The following is a 21,924-nucleotide window of genomic DNA, read 5'->3' as shown; positions in this document are numbered from 1 at the left end:
CATCCCTTATCTTATTTAAACTATGGAAGATCAGAAACAACTGCCGGTGCTCGACGGGTTCGAGCTGCGGGTACTGGGCGCCTTAATGGAAAAATCGAAGACCACACCCGAGTATTATCCCATGACCGTAAACGGCCTTACGGCGGCCTGCAACCAGAAAACCTCGCGTAAACCCGTGGTACAATACGACGAACAAACCGTGGTACTGACCCTCGACAGTCTGAAGCGGAAAGGCCTGGTAGCTACGGCCACAGGCGGCTCCAGCCGCGCGGTAAAGTACAAGCACAACTTTGCCCTGATCTATCAACTGATGCCCGCCGAGCTCGCCGTAATCTGTATGCTAACCTTACGCGGCCCGCAAACACCCGGTGAACTGAACACTAATTCGGGCCGGCTCTATGAATTCGATTCGCTGGAAGAAGTGCAACAGGTACTGGAAAAACTGGCCGGCGCCGGCCAGCCCTTTGTACAGCAGCTGCCCCGGCAGGCAGGACAAAAAGAGGCGCGCTACCGGCACCTGCTGGGCGACCCGGCCGCTATCGAACCCGAAGAAATGGAATCCGAGGCGCCGGCGCCCGCATCACGGTCAGAACTGGAAACCCGGCTGACCCTTGTTGAAGAAGAACTGGCGGCATTAAGAACGGCCTTTGACCAGTTGATCAAAGACCTGAACGGATAAGATAAACAGAGGCGGAAAAAATTTTCCGCCTCTTTCTTTTGCCCTTTATTGCTCCACCCGGAGCGAATACGTCGTTTCCTTTCTCCTTTCCCGCACAAATAATATCCGGGGCATCTCATCACACCTTCCCCTGCCCCTACCCCTGCGTTAACCGGTCGTACGCTCCCCTTCCACACTCTTCCTTAATGACTGTGGAAGCCTTTACCCGTATATCTTTCATCCCGGTTTCCACTTGATTTTTACCGACAAATACATGCTGAACGATATATTATGATTCTGTTACCAAATTCTTAAAACGATGCACAAGTAGTTAAAAACAAGAAAGTAACAGTTTAATAAATATCATACATAACATATGGATTATAGTGACGCCCGGCGGAGGCCAGTAATTTTACACCCGTAAATGAGCCTTACAGGTAGCGGCAGCCGTTCTTAAAGATTCAGCCCCGGCAGGCCGCCCACCCGGACCATTTCCCCGCAAGGGGCCATAAAATATCAGTGTGTTATGCGCCAGTTGAAGATTTCGAAATCCATTACTATCCGCGAGAGCCATTCTTTGGAAAAATATCTCCAGGAAATAGCCAAAACCAGCTTACTGTCTGCCGAAGAGGAGGAACAGCTTGCCCGGAAGATCAAAGAAGGAGATGCGGAAGCGACGCGGCAACTGATTGTGGCCAACCTGCGGTTCGTGGTGTCGGTGGCCAAACAATACCAAAACCAGGGCCTGGGTCTCAGTGACCTCATCAACGAAGGCAACCTGGGTCTGGTAACCGCTGCCAGCCGTTACGACGAAACCAAAGGATTCAAATTCATTTCCTACGCGGTGTGGTGGATCCGCCAGTCGATACTGCAGGCCCTGGCAGAGCATAGCCGGTTTGTAAGACTACCGCTCAACAAAGTAACTTTAAAGAATAAGATCGCCCGGGTATTCAACCAGTTGGAGCAGCAATACGAACGTGCCCCTTCGGCCCCCGAGATCGCCGACTACCTGGGCATACCGGTCGCAGAAGTGGAGGCCCTGCTGGCTACCAATTTTAAACAGCTGAGTATCGATGCGCCGGTGGGCGAAGAAGAAGATACCACGCTTGCCGACCTGCTCCCCAACCACAATGCAGGCCGTACCGACGGGCAGCTTGCCCATACCGAATCCCTGAACCGCGACATCACCAGCACCCTCAGCATTTTGTCCGAGCGGCAGAGCACGATCATTAAAATGTATTTCGGCATCGGGCGGGAAGAAGCCTGCTCGCTGGAAGACATTGCCCGCAATTTTGACTTATCCCGCGAACGTGTACGGCAAATTAAAGACAATGGCATTGAGAAGATCAGAAGCCTGAACCAGCTTGACCTGTTACGCCCCTACCTGCACACCACCTGACCCCGTTCCGCCATCCATCTATAACATACCCGTAACCAGGGGCCGATAAAATCATTTTACACCGCAATATACCCGGTCAAATCTCAATTATGAACCGATACCTGTACACTGTTCTTAAATCCATTTTCCTGCTGCAGCTTTTTATATCCGGCGCCGTTGCTTACGGCCAGATATCGATAACCGCCAACCAGAACGCCACCGTATTGGCGCAGCGGCTTGCCGGCAGCGGCGTTACCATTACCAACGCAACGCTTACCTGTGCTGCGGCGGCCAACGGTGTTTTTACCGTTACCTCCAGCAACCTGGGCCTCGACAGCGGTATCGTACTGACCACGGGTAATGCCATGGCCGTAGCCGCTGCAGAACCACCCCTCACCAGCAATAATAACAACACCAACGGAGACCCGGCACTGGCGGCACTTTCCGGCGCATCGACCACGAGAGATGCCTGTATGCTGCAATTCGACCTGGTGCCCAAGGGCGACACGGTTAAATTTGAATATGTATTCGGTTCGGAAGAGTATATTAATTCAATTTGCGGCCCGTATAACGACGCCTTCGCATTTTTCATTTCAGGGCCCGGCATAGCGGGTACCTATAATATGGCCAGGGTACCGGGCACCAATATCCCGGTTACCGTCAATTCGATCAACAACGGCATACCCGGCACTTACGGCTCTCTGCCCAACTGTACCGCTATGGGTGCGGGATCGCCCTTTACCGCTTATTACATCAATAACGCCGGCGGCACAACCGTAGGCTACCGGGGCTTTACCACGGTGCTTACCGCAGCTCACTCCGTTAACCCCTGCGATACTTACCACCTGAAACTCACCATAGCCGATGCCCAGAACGGCCTGTACGACTCCGGCGTATTTATAAAAGCCGGCAGCCTGCAGTCTACCACCTTCTCCGTTGCGGCACAGGGCCCGGTAACCCTGCCCGGCGGCAAGGCGCTGTACAAAGGTTGCCTGCCCGGCAGCTTTACCTTTAGCCGTTCGGTAGCCAAACCCAGCCCGCAGGTACTGAACTACCAGGTTGGCGGTACCGCTGTAAACGGCACCGACTACACTTCGTTACCCGGCACAGTTACCATCCCGGCCAATGCCACCTCGGTAACCGTTGCGGTAACCGGGCTGCCAACACCGCCGGCCGGCACCCGCGATCTCATAGTCCGCTTACTGGCGCCTGCTAACTGCAGCGGCGGCGGTCTTAACGTGATCGACTCAGCCACCCTACTGTTGCTGGATGCCCCACAGATGAGCCTGCTGACCAACGACACGACAGTATGCGAAGGCAACTATGTACAAATAGAAGGCAACAGCAGCACGGGCCTTACCTTTAACTGGACGCCGGCAATAGGCCTCAACAATACCGGCATACTGACGCCGCTGGCCAACCCGGCCACCAGCACCACTTATGTATTGAAAGCCTATGCTGCAGCAGGCAGCGGCTGCGATACGCTGACCGGCGCCCTGCAGCTTAATATCATGCCCAAACCGCTTTATGTAGATGCGGGAGAAGACGTGAATGTTTGCGAACATACCCCGATCATGATCACCCCGATGATCGCACCGGACAACAGCGCCTTTACTTACCAGTGGACCTCGGCGCATGGTACGGTCACCGACAAAATACTCGAAATACCCGACCCCTCCGTTGCACAATCCGGCACCTACTATTTTACCGTAAGCAGCGGCATCTGCGGGTCTGTAAGCGATTCGGTACAGATCAATATCGTATCCTTCCCGCTACCGCCCGCGATCGAGCCGCTTAAAGTGTGCGTGAATGAAATGATCAAAAAAATACCGGTAACCGGCAGTAACCTGAAATGGTATAAAGATGCCCTTGGCGGTATGCCGCTGGAAGGCGCGCCCCAGATTAATACCGCAACAGAGCAGGTACAGCAGTTTTATGTAAGCCAGTCGTACGGCGACTGCGAAAGCGAACGCGGCCGGTTTACCGTTACCGTGGAACGCTGCTGCGACGATTTCATTTTTATCCCCACAGCCTTTACGCCCAACCAGGACGGCCTGAACGACTACTTCGAAATGAAGGTCCACGACGGCACCCGTATTACCCGGGTCGAGATCTTTAACCGCTGGGGACAGATGGTATACCTGGAAGACGGCGGCCTGCCCTGGAACGGCATATTCAACGGTAAAGTGGTCGACCTCGGCAACTACTTCTATCATGTAACCTACCTCTGTAAAGACGGCACCTTACTGCATAAAAGAGGAGAAGTGCTCGTGGTCAAATAATTCATTGCTTATTCCTATTTCAACAAGATGAACCGTTTTCTACAGCTTTTCAGCATACTGCTGTTATTCGTATTACCGGCGCAGGCGCAACAGGTAATCTATAACTATACTACTGCCACCAACGGCGCCTATAACAGCCTTGCGCCCAACCTTACCGCCACTAACCTGGTTACGGTAGGCAGCTGGGGCTCCAATACCGTATGCGCGGCGGGTGGCGGCATCAGCGGCCTTACAACCGCACCCGCATATGCCACCTATAACCCGGCCAATGCGGCCAGCCCCGCCCTGAATGTCAATATCACCCCTGCACCGGGTTATTACATACAGATCAACAGCATCTCCGTATCGATGCGCCGCAGTGGCCAGGGACCTGCCAAGGCCCGCCTGGCCTACAGCCTGGACGGCGGCACTACCTGGATCGACAATGGCGCCGACTATGCCCCCAATAATGCCGGCTGCGGCAACTTTACCAACAATACCTGGAACTTAACCACACCGGCGTACCTATGCTCCGGCATGTTGAAGGTACGGGTGTATTACTACGGCTCCGCCGCTTCGACAGGCACCTGCCAAACGGCTAACCTGCGGATCACCGGTGATGTAGGGCAACCCACCCCACCCGCAGTATCGATCAATGCCGCACCTGCCGGGCCGGTATGTGCGGGTACCAATGTAACATTTACCGCTACACCCGTCAACGGTGGCAGCGCGCCCGTTTACACCTGGTTCCTGAATGGGGGCCCAGTAGGCAGCAACACCAATACCTACAGCAATAACAGCTTGTCGTCAACCGATATCGTAACCTGTAGTATGGTATCGAATGCGCCCTGTATTACTGCCAGCCCGGTAAGCAGCAATGCACTCGGCATAGCCATACTGCAACCGGTTACCGTTATTAAGAACGATACCATCTGCAACGGCGGCAGCTACCTGCTGGGTACGCAAACCCTGACAGCAAGCGGGGCCTATACCGCAACCTTTACCGGCGCCAACGGCTGCGACAGCACCGTAAACCTCAACCTGTTTGTAAGACCAGCCATCACGTACAGCTTTGCCGATACCATTTGCAACAACGGCACTTATGCCTGGGGCGGACAATCGTATACCGCAAGCGGAACATACAACCACAGTTTCAGCGCCCAATCCGGTTGCGACAGCAGCGTAACCCTGCACCTGTTTGTAAGGCCGGCTATCAGCAACAACGTTTCCGATACGGCATGTAACGGCGCCACCTATACCTGGGCCGGGCAAAGTTATACGGCAACAGGCCTGTATAACCATACCTTCACGGCAGCCAATGGCTGCGACAGCAGCGTTACCCTGCACCTGTTTATCCGGCCCGCCATTACCTATAGCTTTGCAGATACGATATGCAGCGGCCCTACCTATACCTGGGGCGGACAGACCTACAATGCAAGCGGCAACTATAATCATACGTTTACCGCTGCCAACGGTTGCGACAGCAGCGTTACCCTGCACCTGTTTGTAAAGCCGGTCATCACCTACAGTTTTGCGGATACGATTTGCAGCGGCCCTACCTATACGTGGGCAGGACAGGGTTATACCACTACGGGCAACTACAACAAAGCCTTTACCACGGCTGCAGGTTGCGACAGTACCGTTACCCTCCATTTATTCGTAAAACCCGCCATCATCCATAGTTTCGCAGACAGCGTTTGCAGCGGCAGCACCTATACCTGGGCAGGACAAACTTACACGGCCACGGGCAACTACAACAAGAGCTTTACTACGACCGCTGCAGGCTGCGACAGTACCGTTACCCTGCATTTATTCGTAAAACCCGCCATCACCCATAATTTCGCCGACAGTGTTTGCAGCGGCGGCACCTATACCTGGGCCGGCCAAACTTACACGGCCACGGGCAACTACAACAAAGCCTTTACCACCGCTGCAGGTTGCGACAGTACCGTTACCCTGCATTTATTCGTAAAACCCGCCATCATTCATAGTTTCGCAGACAGTGTTTGCAGCGGCGGTACCTATACTTGGGCAGGACAAACTTACACGGCTACAGGCAACTACAACAAGAGCTTTACCACCGCTGCCGGTTGCGATAGTACCGTCACCCTCCATTTGTTCGTAAAACCCGCCATCACCCATAGTTTCGCAGACAGCGTTTGCAGCGGCGGTACTTATACCTGGGCCGGACAGGGTTATACCACCACGGGCAACTACAACAAGAACTTTACCACGGCTGCAGGTTGCGACAGCATCGTTACCCTGCATTTATTCGTAAAACCCGTCATCACCCATAGTTTCGCAGACAGCGTTTGCAGCGGCGGTACTTATACCTGGGCCGGACAGGGTTATACCACCACGGGCAACTACAACAAGAACTTTACCACGGCTGCAGGTTGCGACAGCATCGTTACCCTGAACTTATTCGTAAAGCCGGTCATCACCCATAGTTTTGCAGACACACTTTGCAATGGCGGTACCTATACCTGGGCCGGGCAAACCTATACCACCACCGGCAATTACAACAAAGCCTTTACCACAACTGCAGGCTGCGACAGTACCGTAACCCTGCACCTGTTTGTAAGACCGGCCATAACCCACCAGTTTGCAGATACCGCCTGTGCAGGCGTTACCTACGCCTGGGGTGGCCAGTCCTTTACCGCCACGGGAGTTTACAACCATATATTTACAGCAGCATCCGGTTGCGACAGCACCGTAACCCTGCATCTTTTTGTAAGACCGGTGCAGCAAAATGCGATAACCAGGCAGACCTGCTTCGGGGTCGGTTATGTATTCGGCAATCAGACACTGTTCAACTCCGGCATCTATACACATGTATTCCAGGATGTGCACCACTGCGACAGTACAGTTACGCTTACACTCAATGTGGGCGCCGCGATTATCGACACTTTCCCTGCATCGATATGCGCCGGCACAAGCTATAACTGGGCCGGCCAGTCGCTGACCCTGGCAGGCACCTATAACCATACATTTACGGCCGGTAACGGCTGCGACAGCCTCGTTACCTTATTGCTTACTGTAAAACCGGTACATACCGCCAGCATCAGTGTAGCACGTTGTTATGGCGAAAGCTATAGCTTCGGCAACCAAACGCTGACCCTGGCCGGCACTTATACCCATGTGTTCCAGAACACCGGCGGCTGCGACAGTACCGTAACCCTGCACCTGCAGATCAGCGCTCAGCCCGCGCAGCTTAGCCTCGATACCGCTGCATGTGGCAGTGTATGGTTTGAAGGCACCGAGTATACCACACCGGCAACGTTGCTGGATACCTTCCTGACTGCCGGCGGCTGCGACAGCCTGTACCGGGTTGTACACATCAAACCCCATGCATTGCCTGTGCTGCTCCAGGTCGATACTGCCGGCTGTAGCGCCGTTGTATTCGAAACGCGTACCTATACCCAAAACACCACACTCCGTGATACCTTAAGCGCCTTATCGGGCTGCGACAGTGTGGTACGCATTATCAACATCAGGGTGCATCAGCCGGAACAGGGGCATGTAACGCATGAAATGTGTACGGGCGAGGAATTCCTGTTTAACGGCCAGGTGTATACCGCTGCCGGCACTTATCCCCTGTACTACCGGAGCCGCTATGGTTGCGACTCTGTGGTATCGCTCGAGATTGTCGTGCACCCGCACCCGGTATTGAGCATCGCACAGGATCAACCCGGCAACCACTGTATCGGCGATTCGGTATTACTGGTTGCATCGGGCGCACAAAACTACACCTGGACTTATAACGAAGTAGAAACCAATAGCGACGGCAGTTTCACGGCGGTACTGTACCGAGGCGACAATGCTGTTTCTGTTACCGGCACCGATGAAAACGGCTGTAGCAATTCAGCAGCGATCAGTATCGAAGCGCAGGCCTGTTGCGCCATCTGGATGCCCAATGCATTCAGTCCTAATGGCGACGGGCTCAACGATATATTCAAACCGGAAAGCCAGGGCCATCCCTCGGAGTATGTGCTGCAGATCTATAACCGCTGGGGCGCCACCGTATTTACCTCGTATAATATCAGCAAAGGTTGGGATGGCACGATCAATAACGGTCAGCCGGCAGATATAGCAGACTATCATTACCGGATTACGGGTAAATGCGCCAATGGCGAACCGATCAATATGCGCGGTAACTGCACCCTGGTGCGGTAAGAAAAGCAACACATAAAACATATCCAACTACCCTGACCCGGAAACAAAAACTGATGAAGAGGCACAGCGCTTATACATCGATACAAAAACAATAAAAACGAAACGAAACAAATAAAAGACTACAAGCCAGCAGCTTAAAGTAATAAACAGGTCGCAAAAGCAGATCGGAAAAACCGGAATGTAAAAAAAGCCCGGCAAATACATATTACATGTTTTGCCGGGCAAGCTGTAAGCCGCCGCCAGCAAATGTTTACAGCTTGTTAAGTTATCATTCCGCTATCAATCGATAGCGTCCGTGTTAAATTTATTTAACAGGTTTAGTTTCGCAGCTGTAATGCCAGTAGCCAATCAACTTAAAAAAACAAGGACCGTGTATTCTACAATCAGATGCTTTTTAAACAGTATCAAAACTTCGGGCATTAAAAACAAACAGGAATTGCTTAGGGCGAAGACCTTGTTTGAAGGGGAACAGAAAGAGCGCAGCAGGTTGGGCCGGGAGCTACATGATGGTATAGGCAGTATGCTGCTTGCCATGAACCGGCAACTGGAACAGTATAAATCCAAACATTGCGCTGCCGGGGAAGACAGGGATCTGGACCAGATCATAACGATGCTGAACAGCACCACGCGGGAGCTGCGCAATACCGTGCATAACCTGATTCCCGAAACGCTTGTATTGCAGGGTCTCGAAGAAGCGATCAATAATTTTTGCCAGCAGATCAACAGGGAAAAGAAGCTGGAGATACAACTCTACATTAACGGGAACTGGTCGGAGGTGAATAATGATATATCCCTGAATATTTTCAGGATCGTACAGGAACTGGTTCAGAATATAATTAAACACTCTTCAGCTACTATTGCGGCGATCAATATTGTATTACTCGACGGACATGTTAAGATGATTGTGGAAGACAACGGGAAAGGCATCAATAAATTATCGAAATCGAAAGGCACAGGGTTAAAAAACATCAACTGGAGGGTAGCCTCACTGGAAGGCATCATGAGCGTGGAGTCTATTGTGGATAAAGGAACGATCATTCATATTTCTATACCCTATCAACACACGATGGCTTAAAATAACAAAACGACCCGGTGTTATTTTTCGTGATCCTGTTTTTTAACGCATTGCCAATTGAAACCAAAAAGTATTGAAGATGAAAATAAAGATGGCCATACTCGACGACCACCCGGTAGTCGTCGACGGTATTAAGAGAATGTTTACGGATGATGAGACAATTACAGTGACGCATTCCTGGTATAACGCCACATCCTTCCAGGAAGAACTTGAAAAAGGCCTGGAAATAGATGTACTGCTCCTGGATATATTATTGCCGGACCAGAACGGCGACCTGGTAGCCCGTAACCTGCAGAAGACGCACCCGGGCATCAAAATACTTGCGATCAGTGTACTGGACAGTGCGATCAGCGCCAACACCATGTTACGGTTAGGAGCATCGGGCTATATTATGAAACATGCAACCGCAGAGGAATGGAAGAAGGCTGTACTCGCGGTATACCATAACGAAATCTATATCGAACCTACCCTTAAAGACAAGATCACAAACCTTGGCGACCGGCGCACCCGGGAGGCTTCGGTAAAGACTACTTTAAGTCCGCGGGAGAAAGAAGTGCTGCAGCTCATCGCTTTGGGTAAAAGTAAAAAAGATATTGCCAAGGAACTGGGCATCAGCACCAATACCGTTAAACAATATCATTTCAATATATCGTTGAAGCTGGAAGTGAACAGTACCGCGGCGCTTGTCGGGCATGCCCTGCGTACAGGACTTGCCCAATAAGCGGCGGTTATTATATTAAGCCCGGCGCGGGCAAGATCAGGATTCCTTATTGATCTGCCTGATGAGATAGATATAGGTAGGAAAGTGATCGCTGTAACCATTGATCCAGGTACTGCCGGAGAAAGAACGGTGCGGGTATCCTTTATACTGGCCGAACTGGCTGCGCAGAAACGACTTGTTGAAGATCTCGGCCTTGTAAAAGTTCCAGCCGCCGGTATCGTCTTTTAAGAACGCAGGCGACAACATGATCTGGTCGAAAAGGTTCCAGCTGTCGTTATAACCGAGGGTACCGATACCCTTTTTGTAATAAGCGATCCAGGGATTAAAGAAGCTGTTCTTCTTAATTGCTGTTTCGCGGTCTGTTGCGCCCAGTGTTACGGCAACGCTCGGGCTTATGGGATCGTCGTTAAGATCGCCCATCACCACGATCCGTGCATCGGGGTTTACAGCGCGGATCTTATCGGCCTTAGTCTTACATACCGAAGCCGCCTTTTCGCGCTTCCATTTACTGGCAGCCTCACCACCTCTGCGCGAAGGCCAGTGGCCCACCATCACATGCAGGGTATCGCCGTTCAGCAGACCTGCTACATACAGGATATCGCGGGTATACTCTTTCCTCCCGTTCTCTGTAATGTCGATCGGCAACGACTCGGCCTGTAATACTTTAAAATACCTGGGATTGTACAACATGCCCACATCGATACCCCTTACATCCGGCGATTCGAAATGCACATAACGCAACTTACGGTCCTTCAGTTCGGGCTGTGCAATCAGGTCCTGTAATACTTTGGCGTTCTCAATTTCCGCCACACCGATCAGTGCTGGTCCGTCGGGCACCTTTTCCGTAGCGATCTGCGACAGCACGGTAGCCATGTTATGCAGCTTCTGGGCATAAATAGCCGGTGTATAGTGATAGGAACCGGTAGGGGTAAATTCCTCGTCGATCTTTTCGGGATCGTCTACTGTATCAAACAGGTTCTCGAGGTTATAAAAAGCGATAGCATTGATCTGGTAATCCTTTTTTTGCGCAAAGGCGCCATGAAAGGAGAACAACAGGCTACAGCCGATAATAGCTGCTGATGGAGTAAAGCGCATGGATAAATATCTTATAAATTAGGAGAACTAAGCTTTGGTAAAAAAGCACACCACATGGCGCACTAGTACTTTACAAACCGGGCATAAGCATTGCCTTTAGCCGTAAACACCTGGAGCACATAACTACCGGCCGGTAACAACGACAGGTCTGTTCTGCGCTCCTGTTCGCCGCCCGCAGCCTGCTCTTCGTACATCACCCTGCCCAGCATATCCACGATACGCAACTGCAAACGGCTGGCAGCGGCCGCACCAACGAACTTATATTTCAGGATACCATCTTTCACCGGGTTACCCAGGATCCGGATCGCATCGTTGTTTACCGCGGCCTTAACCTCATCTATACCCGTAGAGGCATCGTCGTTGCGGTAGTACCATACCGGTGATGAAATGGTACGCTGGCTGCCGATCCGGATATCGGCGAAGTAATAAGCAGTCTGGCCGTCGGCGAGGGTATTATCGGTATACGTAAAGGTATTGCCGTTACCCGTAGCAACGATCGAAGCCATGATACCGTCGTTGGTACCTTTATAGATCCGGATATTGGGCTGCTGGCCCGAAGAGGCGTCGGTAACCGATACGGCAATAGCAGGTTCGCCGGCATGCTGGGCCGAAGTACCCATAGCCATACCCGAAACCATAAAATCAAGCATTGCGGTACAGCTGTGCGATACGTAGAAACTGCGGCTGCGCATGGCTTTCATAAAATCGGCCTTAGCCAGCGACGGACTGAGTACCACCAGCCGGGAACGCGAAGTGCGGCCGAAAGTCAGGTTGTGGTTATCATGATCGATAGTAGGGCCTACATGATATCCTTTGGCAAGTATGCCTTTATAATACTGCAGGTAACTCATCGAAGAAGGATAATCGGAATAGTTGGTTGCATCGCTGAAAGCCGGTCCGTTTTCCAATGCCGATCCGACAATGGCGCTATCGGCCTGGGCACGGTACGCGGTATTGAGCAGGTTGCTGTAATCGCCGTCATCGGGATGCGCCAGGGTAGCAAAAGCGTTGAAGGACTTAAAACGGTTAACCGTATTGAACAGACCGGCATAGTCATATTTACCCACGAAGATATCGTAGTTGGGTGCGCCGGAAATCGTTTCCCATCCCAGCAGGCTGTCGATACCGTAGATCACTACGTGACCGCCATTGCTGATCACACCGTATTCCATACCATACAAGGCAAGGAAGTTGGGGTTATTACTGGTAAAGGTATTAGCCTGTTGCAGGCCCAGGTGGTAATCGGCGCGGTGCATGCCCGGGTTACCGGGAAAAGAATAATGGTTATGTTCTGCAATACCGAGGAAATCCATACATGCTGCGTCCTTTGCAAAGGCATAGTCCTGGGCCGGGGTAAGGCTGGTATTGTCTTTGTTGCCGTCTGAATAACTGCTGTGGCTATGCAGGTTGCCAAAGTAATAATTATATACGGTAGTGGCATCCGTGCCCTTTTCTGTACTGTATACCGGTTGCGGGCTATACCGCAGACCGCCGGTGCTGTTGGTATTACCGGCAAATACATGGACCTGGTAGGTAGCATGCGGGTCCAGGCCGGGTATCACAAAGGCCGTGGCATCGCCGGCGGCTACAACCGTCGACTTGCCGATCCTGTCGCCCGCTTTATAGGACACACCATTCAAGGGTTGGTAAACAGAAGCGCCGGCTTCCGACAAGGTGACGAGGTATACATCCGCATTTTTTACGCCGCGAAAAAACCCAAAAAGTTTATCCTGCTGCCGGCGCAGGAACATTGGCTCGCTGCCTGCGGAGGGTATCGCATTATACCCCGTTTTGAGCCGGGCCGCCGGTACAAAACGTACCAGGTCCATACTGTCTTCAAAAGCCTGGCGCTCCGAGCGCGCCCGGAGCTGTTGCTCCCCTGCATCACAATCGTCTGCATGATGGTCCTGCGCTGCAACAGGCGTCACGCTGTAAAAAGAACTGAGCAAAAGTGCAGCTATAAGATACTTACTATTCATGAAATGGTACTGTTACTTCCGGGATTTTCGCCCGGATCATTTTAAGGTAAAATAAAGGCTTGTGTTCCCGCTATCGAAGCAGGGTTACATTGCCCTGGTAGTTTTCAGAAGCGCCATTGCGGAACACGACTTTGATCAGGTAGATATACACCCCTTCCGGTTGCAGGGTACCGTTAAAACGGCCATCCCAGCCCCTTCCATCAATCTGCCTGGTTTCGAAAACCTTTTGACCCCAGCGGTTCACCACCTGTAACTGGAAGTCGGTAACCGACGAAGACAGGAGCTGGCGCGGGAAGAAATAATCGTTTACGCCATCGCCATTGGGCGTAAAGGCATTGGGCACATCGATATAACAGTCTTTGCTTACGTGTACCACATCTGTAGTACTGCAATACGGAGTACTTACTGTCAGGCTGATGTCGCCATGGTGTTTTACTTTAACCTGGTCGCCGGTTTCGCCGGTGCTCCAGAGATAGGTTTCGCCTTCCTGCCGCGGCATATCGTTCTTCAGCAGTATAGGTGCATCGTGCAGGCACAGTACACTGTCGGGGCCGAGGCTGACATGTGGCATGGCATGTACATTCACAGAGTCCTTCCAGCTCTTCTCGCCACAACCCGGCGTATAAGCCGTAGTGGTAAAGAAGAAGGTACCCGGGCGATCATAGCTGTGTTGCACGTCCAGGCTGGTATTGTGTCCCCTGCGGGCGCCCGGATTTATTTCGTCCTGGGAGAAACCGTTGCCATCGCCGAAGTCCCAGTTCATACGACTGAAGCCTTCGAGATAGGTCAGTGTAAAATTGACCATATCACCGGTACAGATATCATACTTATCCTGGGTAACGCGCACATCGGGTACAGGTGATACCCATACCGGTTTACGGGCCGTATCCACACAGCCATCGCTGTTTTTGATCGCCAGCATTACGGTATAAACACCAGGCTCCAGGTACTTGTGCGCGTAACTGGGATGTACATAAGTAAAGCCATCGCCGAAGTCCCAGAAATTAATGTAATCGTTGCCGGTAGAGGTATTGGTTGCCCGCAGCGAATCCGAGATACACAGGGTATCCGTGCTCAGGGTAAAGTCGGCGTTGATAGCGCTTACGCGGATCTTGATCAGTGCCCGGTCGCTCTCACAGCCATTTACCGTTTGGGTAGCATACCAGGAAACCGTAAGCCCCGTAGTCGTATTGATCACCGGCGCCGTAGCCATGGGGGTGCCGCCGGTAGGCATATTGTACCATTGTATATTCTGACCGGTAGCAGCGGGTGTATAAGACGGGCTGCCCTGGCAGATTACCGGTGCATTGTTGCCGAAAACAGGCGGAGCCGGCTTCGGTGTAATATGCACCTCGATCGTTGCCCTGGGGCTTTCGCAGCCCGCCACGGTTTGGCTAACATAAAAATAGAATACACCCGGAACGCCGGTGGCCGGCACCGGTGCTGTAGTAGTACCGGTACCTCCCGCAGGAGCGCTGTACCATAATACATTGATACCGGTAGCGGTCAATGCGGTTACCACTTCCTCCTGGCAGAAGGTATACGGCGCGCCGACAACCGGTGCGGGCGGCACCGGGTTGGCCGACAGGTGCAGGGTTACGATAGAATCACAGCCTGCCACCGATACAAAGGTAAAAGGATAGTAACCGGTGGTATGGTAGTAGTTGCCGTTAAACAAAAAGCTGTCGGGTTGGCAGACTACCACATGCAAGGTATCGTTGGAAGAAACACCACCGGCAGCGCCGCTGTGCATACCGTTGATCCAGGTTGCATTAGCGGTGCTGTTCGGCGCTCCCGGCGTCTCGTTGGCAGGTACGTTACCCGCTACCCAGGCCGCCGAGGAGTTGTATTGATCATTACTCAGGTAGTAAACTTTCTGGGAACCGGAGGCCGTAAGATGCACGGGGGCTACCACACCGCTGCCATAACTCACCGCATGAAAAGCAGTGGTCAGGTTGGCCGGGTTGATTACCTGTACGGCATCGTTAGTGTTGTTCAGGGCCATATTGGTCCAGGTGGTAGATGCAGTAAAGCCCGTTGCGGGATACGTCATCGACGTTCCGCTCGGCAGGGTGTTATGCATTTCGAGCAAGGGAGAGGTGACCGGTACGATGTACACCCCGTCGTTATTGGCATCCGTAGGATCGTCGGGCGGCAGGCTTGCATTGGGATCACCACTGTTGTAGATCACGATAATGCTGCCGTAAGGCACGCAGGACCAGTTCGGATCATTCTTAAACCGGTAGCAACCGGGCGATATGGCCGTTGTACCATACCATCCGTTATTATCATCAAATATCCAGCCCCTGATGTCTGCACAGCTGTCATTACAGGTACGCTGTCCTAAAACCACCAGTTCTATATATTCTTTATTGCCGGAAGCGCCCTGCGAAAACTCATTTACGATAAGTTGCGCCTGTGTGCTCAGCGAGCAGCAAAGGCATATAAGCAGCGCTGACAAAAGAGACTTCAGTGACATTTTTTAAAGTTTAAAACTTATAACTGATATTGATGAAGTAGTTGGCTCCGAAACCATAGAAGTACTTGGCAGGGAAACGATCGGAATTCTGGGTACCATAATCGAATCGCAGCTGCTCAAAACCACCGGTAACGATACTCTTATTATTCAGCACATTGTTTACGCCCACATTGATATACAGGAACGAAGCATCCGATGCGCCTTTGATATACTTCTTCACTTTGATGGACATACCGGCAAACAGATCTACGGTAAAGGCAGAAGGCAGTTTCTCCTGGCTGAGGATCGCCGCTTTTTGTGCAGATCCGTCTTCCAGCAGGCCTACGGCATCCGAAGTCCTTTTACTTGGATTGATGTCGATATAGTTACGATCGAGGTAATTAAAGTTTACATTGGCATACCAGTATTTGGGCGAACGGTAGTTGAGGCCCAGGGTATAAGCCGACTGCGGGCCTGCGGCCACATAGTAGTCCTTAATATACACTTTGCTGGTACCTACCCTGCTGGTCGTATCGTTATCGCGGTAGATGCTCACATCCGGGCGGTTGGTGTAAAACACCTGCATTACAGAGGCTACAGCCGTAGCCGAGAAGCTCGGGCTGATTTTGGCCTGCAGGGCCAGCTCGGCGCCCATGCTGCGGATGTCTACATTACGCATTACGTAGTTTACGAAAGTCCGGTAGTCCTCGTGGTAAAAACGTTTGATGTCCACCATGTCCTTGATATCGGTAACAAAACCGGAAAGCCTTCCACTCAGGGCCGGGGAACGCAGCAGGTAGCCGCCTTCGATGGTTTGTATCTTTTCCATCCTCGGGTTATCGATGGTGGTGTTACGGGTCCTGGGCGAGAAGAAGGTATTGTCGAATGTAGGCGCATTGGTCATTACACCACCATTTACATACAGGTAGTTACGGCCGTCGATCTTATAAGTGGCGCCACCTTTGGCAGCATAGGTCAGGAAGTTAAACGTCTTGGAGGTACCGAAAGATTCGGTAGGGAATAAGCCGCTTTTATACAGACCATCCCTTTGGAAACCTTCCATACCCAGGCGGGCCGTAAGGAAGAAGTCGAACTTGTTAAAAGTAAAAGTAGACTGTCCCCACCAGAATGCTTTGTGGAAGCGGGATTTGTAATCATAACCGTACTTATCACCCACCCTTACGATCGCGTTGGGATTGTTCAGGTCGTTCTGGTTAAACTTCGCATTACCGATATAGGTACGTTCAGCAAACTGGTTCAGGTTTACGAAATAGTCACCGCCCAGCAGGTCATCGATCTTGCGGTAGCTCTCCGCCATCTGCAGGATACCGGTGATGCCCGTGTACACGGTAACATGTTCGCCCAGGTTCTTCTGCAGGTTGGTAGCGAAGGTATAACGGTTTACGTCATCCCTGTCTTCTCCTACTACGGTAAGCGAACGCTTGCCGGTAACACCATTTACAGTTTCCACATTCATCATATTAGCCTGGTACAGGCCGTTCCAATCCACCTGCATCCTTTCGGGATGAGCGCGCAGGTAGGCTTCCTGTGCCGCAGCTTCTTTATAGTTAGCACCTGTAGGATTGTTGATATAATAACTGGGCAGGTTACGGTAGTAGTCCGGGCGCGGATCCGGCGAGTTGTACCAGTCCAGTGCAGTATTGCCGTTATAGCCGGTCTGGAAAGCAAATGCAACGTTCCAGAAGGTATTATTGTTCGGCTTGTATTGATAGTTTAAGATTGTAGTCGGCTGGAAAGTATTGTTTACCCTGCTGTTGCGGACTTTGCCGTTCTGCAGGCCCCAGTTGGGGTTATAGAAGTTATCGCCTGCGATATCGATGGCCTCCTGGGTGGCAGGCATCGCTTTGCCCCTGCTGGTCGGTGTTCCGAAAGTAGTCAGGTGCAGGGAACTTTTATCGTTTATTTTTTTACTGATACCTAAGTAATAAGAGTATCCGTTGTAATAAGTGCCGGGAATATAACCTTCATCGGACCAGCGTTTGGAAGCCGAAACCGAAAAGGCCCATCCGTTCTGCATCATACCGGTATTGTGCGTGATCATTACACGATTGCGGTAAGTACGGTTAGAAGCGGCATAGGAGATACGGGTCTGCTGGCGCTGCGAAGCGGCAGTAGCGTCGATCTGCGTTACGCCGGTCAGTCCGCCGAAACCGGTCTCTGCGGGTTGCAGGCCGAAGGTTACCGCCTGGTTGCGGAACACATCGTTCAGGCCTCCCCATTGCCCCCAGAATGCCGAACCGGATTCGATATCATTCATGGGTACGCCATTCATATATACTTCCAGCTGATCGCGGGTATATCCCCTCAGCTGGTAACGCAGCGGTCCGAAGGTATAGGCAGCAGCCGACAGGAAAGGATCCCTGGATGCGGTAAGTACGCCCGATACGCTCTGGTCGCTTACGCCTTCATCATCGGCGCTTACGGCGCTTTCTTCGAGCGAGATAGTAGGCATCTGCTGGCTCTGCATGCTGGTAGCAGCCTCGTCGATAGATACAGCCACCGTGCCGATATCGACCAGGTTGTTGCTTACCGTGAGCTTTACCGTATCGTTGTGGATAAAGGTGGTGGCTACGATCATGCGATAGGTACCAAAGGGCACATTGCTGAACGTAAATTCGCCGGACCCATCGGTAGTCTTCATCAGCTTCAGCTCCGGTATGGTAACTTCCACATCTGCTATTCCTTTTTGAGTGGCCGCAGCAACCACTTTACCTTTGACAAGTGCATCCTGCTGTGCGAACACAGAAAAGAAACAGAGTAAAAGCAATCCTGTAATCAAGGAATGTTTCATGTCTTAATAATGTAAATATTGTTGAACTGGTTAAATGATTGTGGCAGAACATCCGTCCGAAAGCCTTTCCTGCCGCTTATTCGCAACGCGGGTTTACAAAGCGTACATCGGAAGTATCGCGGATAATGAGCTGCGGCGTGCTGCGGTAGCGGGTATACAGCGCTACTAAAACACCATTGCCTTTAGGTGTAGGGAAAGACTGGAACTTAGCATAGTTGCTGGAACGCACCACGATACCACCGGAAAAAGAACAATCGGAAAGATTGCGGTTGGTAGTCGCACCGGGAGCGGAGTAAGGAGCACCTGCATCTGATTCGGAGAACTGCGCATTGCGGATCGCAACAAGGGTATTCACCCTGGCAGGGTCAACGGAGGTCAGGTCGCTGTAGTCGAAAGTATCTACCTTGATCGCGTTAGGGAAGTTGCCTTTAACGATATAGTCGTCCACCATAGTTCCGTTGATCTGGGTAAGCGAACCTCTTTCATCCGGTGCAGCGCCCAGTTGCGGCAGCTCGAAATAATTGCCCAGGTACAGGCCTTTACAACGGATATATACTTTGCGGCCTACGGGATAATCGGTATACAGGTTGGTCTGGTCGATTTCCACTTCGATACCACCGGTTGCATCCTGGATCACGATCTTCTTGTAATAGTTACCGCTCCTGTCATCCATACATACCACACCGGCAATCACGACGTCGTCGGAGATCAGGGTTTGCGGCATTTCCTTCAGCTCGGCAATCGTGTGGGTAACGGTAAGACCCGGATCGTAGCTGCTTTCGTTCGGCGGCGCATCAAACTCCTTTTTAAGACAGGAAGACACCGTAATTGCCAGTCCTACCGAGCAGGCACACAACAGGATAATAAAATTCTTTTTCATTTTAATTAATATTTTTTAAGATAAACACAGCGTTAATAAACACCGGTTAACTGATATAATTTTTCAGACTATAAAAAGAAAAGCCATAAAAAGCCCGGCTACAGCGGCATTGGGCCGGTAGTCTCCATCAGGGACGGTAATAGCCGGAATAAAAACGTACATCAGCGATAGGTGCAAACGGGTTACCGCTGACGTACGTTTTCGTACCGGTACTTAAGGTTAATTATTGAATAATAGTTTTAACGGCATTGTAGTATTCACCATCGCTTACACGGATCACATAAAGACCGGCATTCAGGTTGATGTTTTCTACTTTGTATACATTCTGTCCGCCCTGCATGTTGGCTTTTGCATCATACACTTTACGGCCGGTTGCATCATATACGCTCAGCACAACCTGGCTGTTTTTCTTCAGGTTCAGACCTACCAGGATCTGGTTAGGTGTAGCTGTACCCAGTACCATCAGGCCCAGTTCATCCGTTTTGCGGTCGGCAATACCGGTACCGCCACCAGCTTTGATCTTGATATCATCCAGTGACCATTCCTGTGCACCGGTGCTGGAAGAGAAAGAAACATATTTGAAGGCCAGGTAGAAAGGCGTGGTTTTATAAGCGCTCAGGGAAATGTTGTTGAAAATTTTCCAATCCGTAGAGGCATCGGTAGATACATTCTTAACAGATACCCAGGTAGCGCTGCTCGGGCTGCCGGTACCGCTGTAGTTGGTAGATACCAGTACGTCTTTAGTCGTAGTACCGGTATACCTGTTCTTGATCCAGAATTCCAGTACCGGGTTGTTCATAGCAGACAGGTCGATAGCAGAACGGGTAATCAGCCAGTCTTCATTATCGTTGGCGCCACCGGAGAAACCGCCGTTGATGTATACGGAGTTGTTACCGGTATGACCCTGTGTACCGCATTTCCAGGTAGCTGCACCGGTAACGCTGGTCTGGCGGAAAGCGCCCATATTCGGATCCAGGCAATCTACAAAGGTTTCGTTCAGGGAAGTAAGTGTCGGAGGCGTGCTTGTATCTACGGTAGAGAATTTCCAGATATTGCTGGCGTAGATACCGGTGCTTTTCAGCGTACCACCGCTTTTTACAAAGGCAGTAGAGTCGAAGGTTACATAATAGCTTTTGTTGGAAGCAACAGTAACACCGCTCACCACGACATCGGAACCAGTTACGTTTACATCGGTAGAAGTAGCTACAGCAAAGGATTGCGTAGTATTATCAGTAGCATTGTGCAATACGATATTACCCGAAGTGCCTTTAGCAATTGCCTCATTAAATTTGAAGGTCAGGGTATTGGTAGTCAGGGGTACGTTCTGTCCAAGCGGTGCCTTGTTTACAACAACCACATTGGTTGCATAGTCGTTAAAACCGGTGATCAGGATATCGTCTACGTTGATCCTTGAAGCAGAGGTATCGGTTTTGCTGATCCTGATCCTTGCGGCGCCGGATACGTTTACCGGTACGGTAACAGAAGCCAGGCTGGCTCCGGGTGTGATCGCGCTGCCTGCAGGCGTCCAGGAAGAACCGCCGTTGGTGCTGTAATAAACCTGTAAGGTAGAACCTGCTTCGGAACCATAACGGCCATGAGAAAAGGTTACGCTGCCGATACCTTGTGGCAGGTCCTGCTGTAAAGTAAGGCTGCCGTTAGCGCCGGTTGCATTGTCTACACGACGTACACGGGCTGCATGCTGACCGTTGAACTTATCGCTCGCCGTTACCATATCTCCGAGGTATACGCCGGGCATTACCCAGTTCTTACCATTGAGCAATACCGGGGTTGTGCTCGCATAAGCTTTGGTACTGTCTATTTCAAAGTCAACAAAGTAAGGATAGACCTGTGCCATCGCGTTCATTCCTGTCATGGCAATACATGCCGACAATACTCCGGTTTTTAAAATTCTGTTCATTTTTCTGGATTTTTAAATTTTGATAATTAAACAATCAACAGTGTTTCCTGTGTGTTGAAGTGACCGCCGGCTGGTAGTGCTGTTTGTATGGTTTCTCGACCGGCATAAACAAAGGCCATCATCCTCATTTCGAAAGGCGAAATTAGACTGCGCACCTATGGCCACCTATAAGCCGATTGTTATGTATCGATTTATACAATACGTAACAAACTATCAACAAATTTTTTGGAACATCTAAAAATTGATTGGTAACATTTTCATAATAGTAACGCCGGCACTAAAAATGCGGGAGCACTGTTATGTGGCCGGTACAACCGGCAGGAACGATGAAGTAAAAAAATCCGGAATGGCTTTCCTGAAGCGGCTTAGCGGGATGCGGCGATACCACCTGCCGTCCTGCAAAGTTCCCTGCTTGTAACTCCAATATTAAGTTGCTGTTAAGTTCCGCAATTTTCAATTGACATTAATTTGAATTAAAGCAACATACACTTATTAATATTTCAAACATAACCT

General features: G+C 51.1%; 12 protein-coding genes. 6 read left to right on the top strand and 6 right to left on the bottom strand.

Features of this window, described 5'->3' with window-relative positions; all coding sequences use genetic code 11:
- Positions 1 to 22: 22 nt before the first annotated feature.
- From B0I18_RS06550 to B0I18_RS06525, 6 genes are all read left to right on the top strand, one after another.
- Positions 23 to 679 (top strand): YceH family protein, encoded by a 657-nt coding sequence (locus B0I18_RS06550; RefSeq protein ID WP_106521830.1) that lies wholly within the window; start codon positions 23 to 25, stop codon positions 677 to 679.
- 505 nt (positions 680 to 1,184) lie between these two features.
- A complete protein-coding gene (locus B0I18_RS06545) occupies positions 1,185 to 2,057 on the top strand; it encodes a sigma-70 family RNA polymerase sigma factor (RefSeq protein WP_106521829.1) in 873 nt (290 codons plus the stop codon).
- An 89-nt stretch (positions 2,058 to 2,146) separates the two neighbouring features.
- Positions 2,147 to 4,318: a choice-of-anchor L domain-containing protein gene (locus tag B0I18_RS06540; RefSeq protein WP_106521828.1), complete on the top strand. Its 2,172-nt coding sequence runs from the start codon at positions 2,147 to 2,149 to the stop codon at positions 4,316 to 4,318.
- A gap of 27 nt (positions 4,319 to 4,345) precedes the next feature.
- Positions 4,346 to 8,473, top strand: coding sequence for a T9SS type B sorting domain-containing protein (locus B0I18_RS06535; protein ID WP_106521827.1), 4,128 nt, complete (start codon positions 4,346 to 4,348; stop codon positions 8,471 to 8,473).
- A 370-nt stretch (positions 8,474 to 8,843) separates the two neighbouring features.
- Positions 8,844 to 9,548, top strand: coding sequence for a sensor histidine kinase (locus B0I18_RS06530; RefSeq protein WP_181358353.1), 705 nt, complete (start codon positions 8,844 to 8,846; stop codon positions 9,546 to 9,548).
- A 79-nt stretch (positions 9,549 to 9,627) separates the two neighbouring features.
- The gene (locus B0I18_RS06525; protein ID WP_106521825.1) at positions 9,628 to 10,269 is read left to right on the top strand and encodes a response regulator; all 642 of its coding nucleotides are present in this window, start codon (positions 9,628 to 9,630) and stop codon (positions 10,267 to 10,269) included.
- A 36-nt stretch (positions 10,270 to 10,305) separates the two neighbouring features.
- On the opposite strand, the gene B0I18_RS06520 is transcribed toward B0I18_RS06525, so the two are convergent.
- From B0I18_RS06520 to B0I18_RS06495, 6 genes are all read right to left on the bottom strand, one after another.
- Entirely contained in the window at positions 10,306 to 11,364 is a 1,059-nt protein-coding gene (locus tag B0I18_RS06520) for an endonuclease/exonuclease/phosphatase family protein (RefSeq protein ID WP_106521824.1), read from the bottom strand.
- A 62-nt stretch (positions 11,365 to 11,426) separates the two neighbouring features.
- The gene (locus B0I18_RS06515) at positions 11,427 to 13,343 is read right to left on the bottom strand and encodes a T9SS type A sorting domain-containing protein (RefSeq protein ID WP_106521823.1); all 1,917 of its coding nucleotides are present in this window, start codon (positions 13,341 to 13,343) and stop codon (positions 11,427 to 11,429) included.
- Between the two features lie 70 nt (positions 13,344 to 13,413).
- Entirely contained in the window at positions 13,414 to 15,822 is a 2,409-nt protein-coding gene (locus B0I18_RS06510; protein WP_106521822.1) for a T9SS type B sorting domain-containing protein, read from the bottom strand.
- A 10-nt stretch (positions 15,823 to 15,832) separates the two neighbouring features.
- The gene (locus tag B0I18_RS06505) at positions 15,833 to 18,613 is read right to left on the bottom strand and encodes a carboxypeptidase-like regulatory domain-containing protein (protein WP_106521821.1); all 2,781 of its coding nucleotides are present in this window, start codon (positions 18,611 to 18,613) and stop codon (positions 15,833 to 15,835) included.
- Between the two features lie 76 nt (positions 18,614 to 18,689).
- The gene (locus B0I18_RS06500; protein WP_106521820.1) at positions 18,690 to 19,493 is read right to left on the bottom strand and encodes a DUF5689 domain-containing protein; all 804 of its coding nucleotides are present in this window, start codon (positions 19,491 to 19,493) and stop codon (positions 18,690 to 18,692) included.
- 223 nt (positions 19,494 to 19,716) lie between these two features.
- The gene (locus B0I18_RS06495; protein WP_106521819.1) at positions 19,717 to 21,411 is read right to left on the bottom strand and encodes a T9SS-dependent choice-of-anchor J family protein; all 1,695 of its coding nucleotides are present in this window, start codon (positions 21,409 to 21,411) and stop codon (positions 19,717 to 19,719) included.
- Positions 21,412 to 21,924: the final 513 nt, after the last annotated feature.

Origin of the sequence: Taibaiella chishuiensis, assembly GCF_003014535.1 — a bacterium.
Lineage (GTDB): Bacteria > Bacteroidota > Bacteroidia > Chitinophagales > Chitinophagaceae > Taibaiella > Taibaiella chishuiensis.
This window is presented reverse-complemented; position numbering and strand designations above follow the sequence as displayed.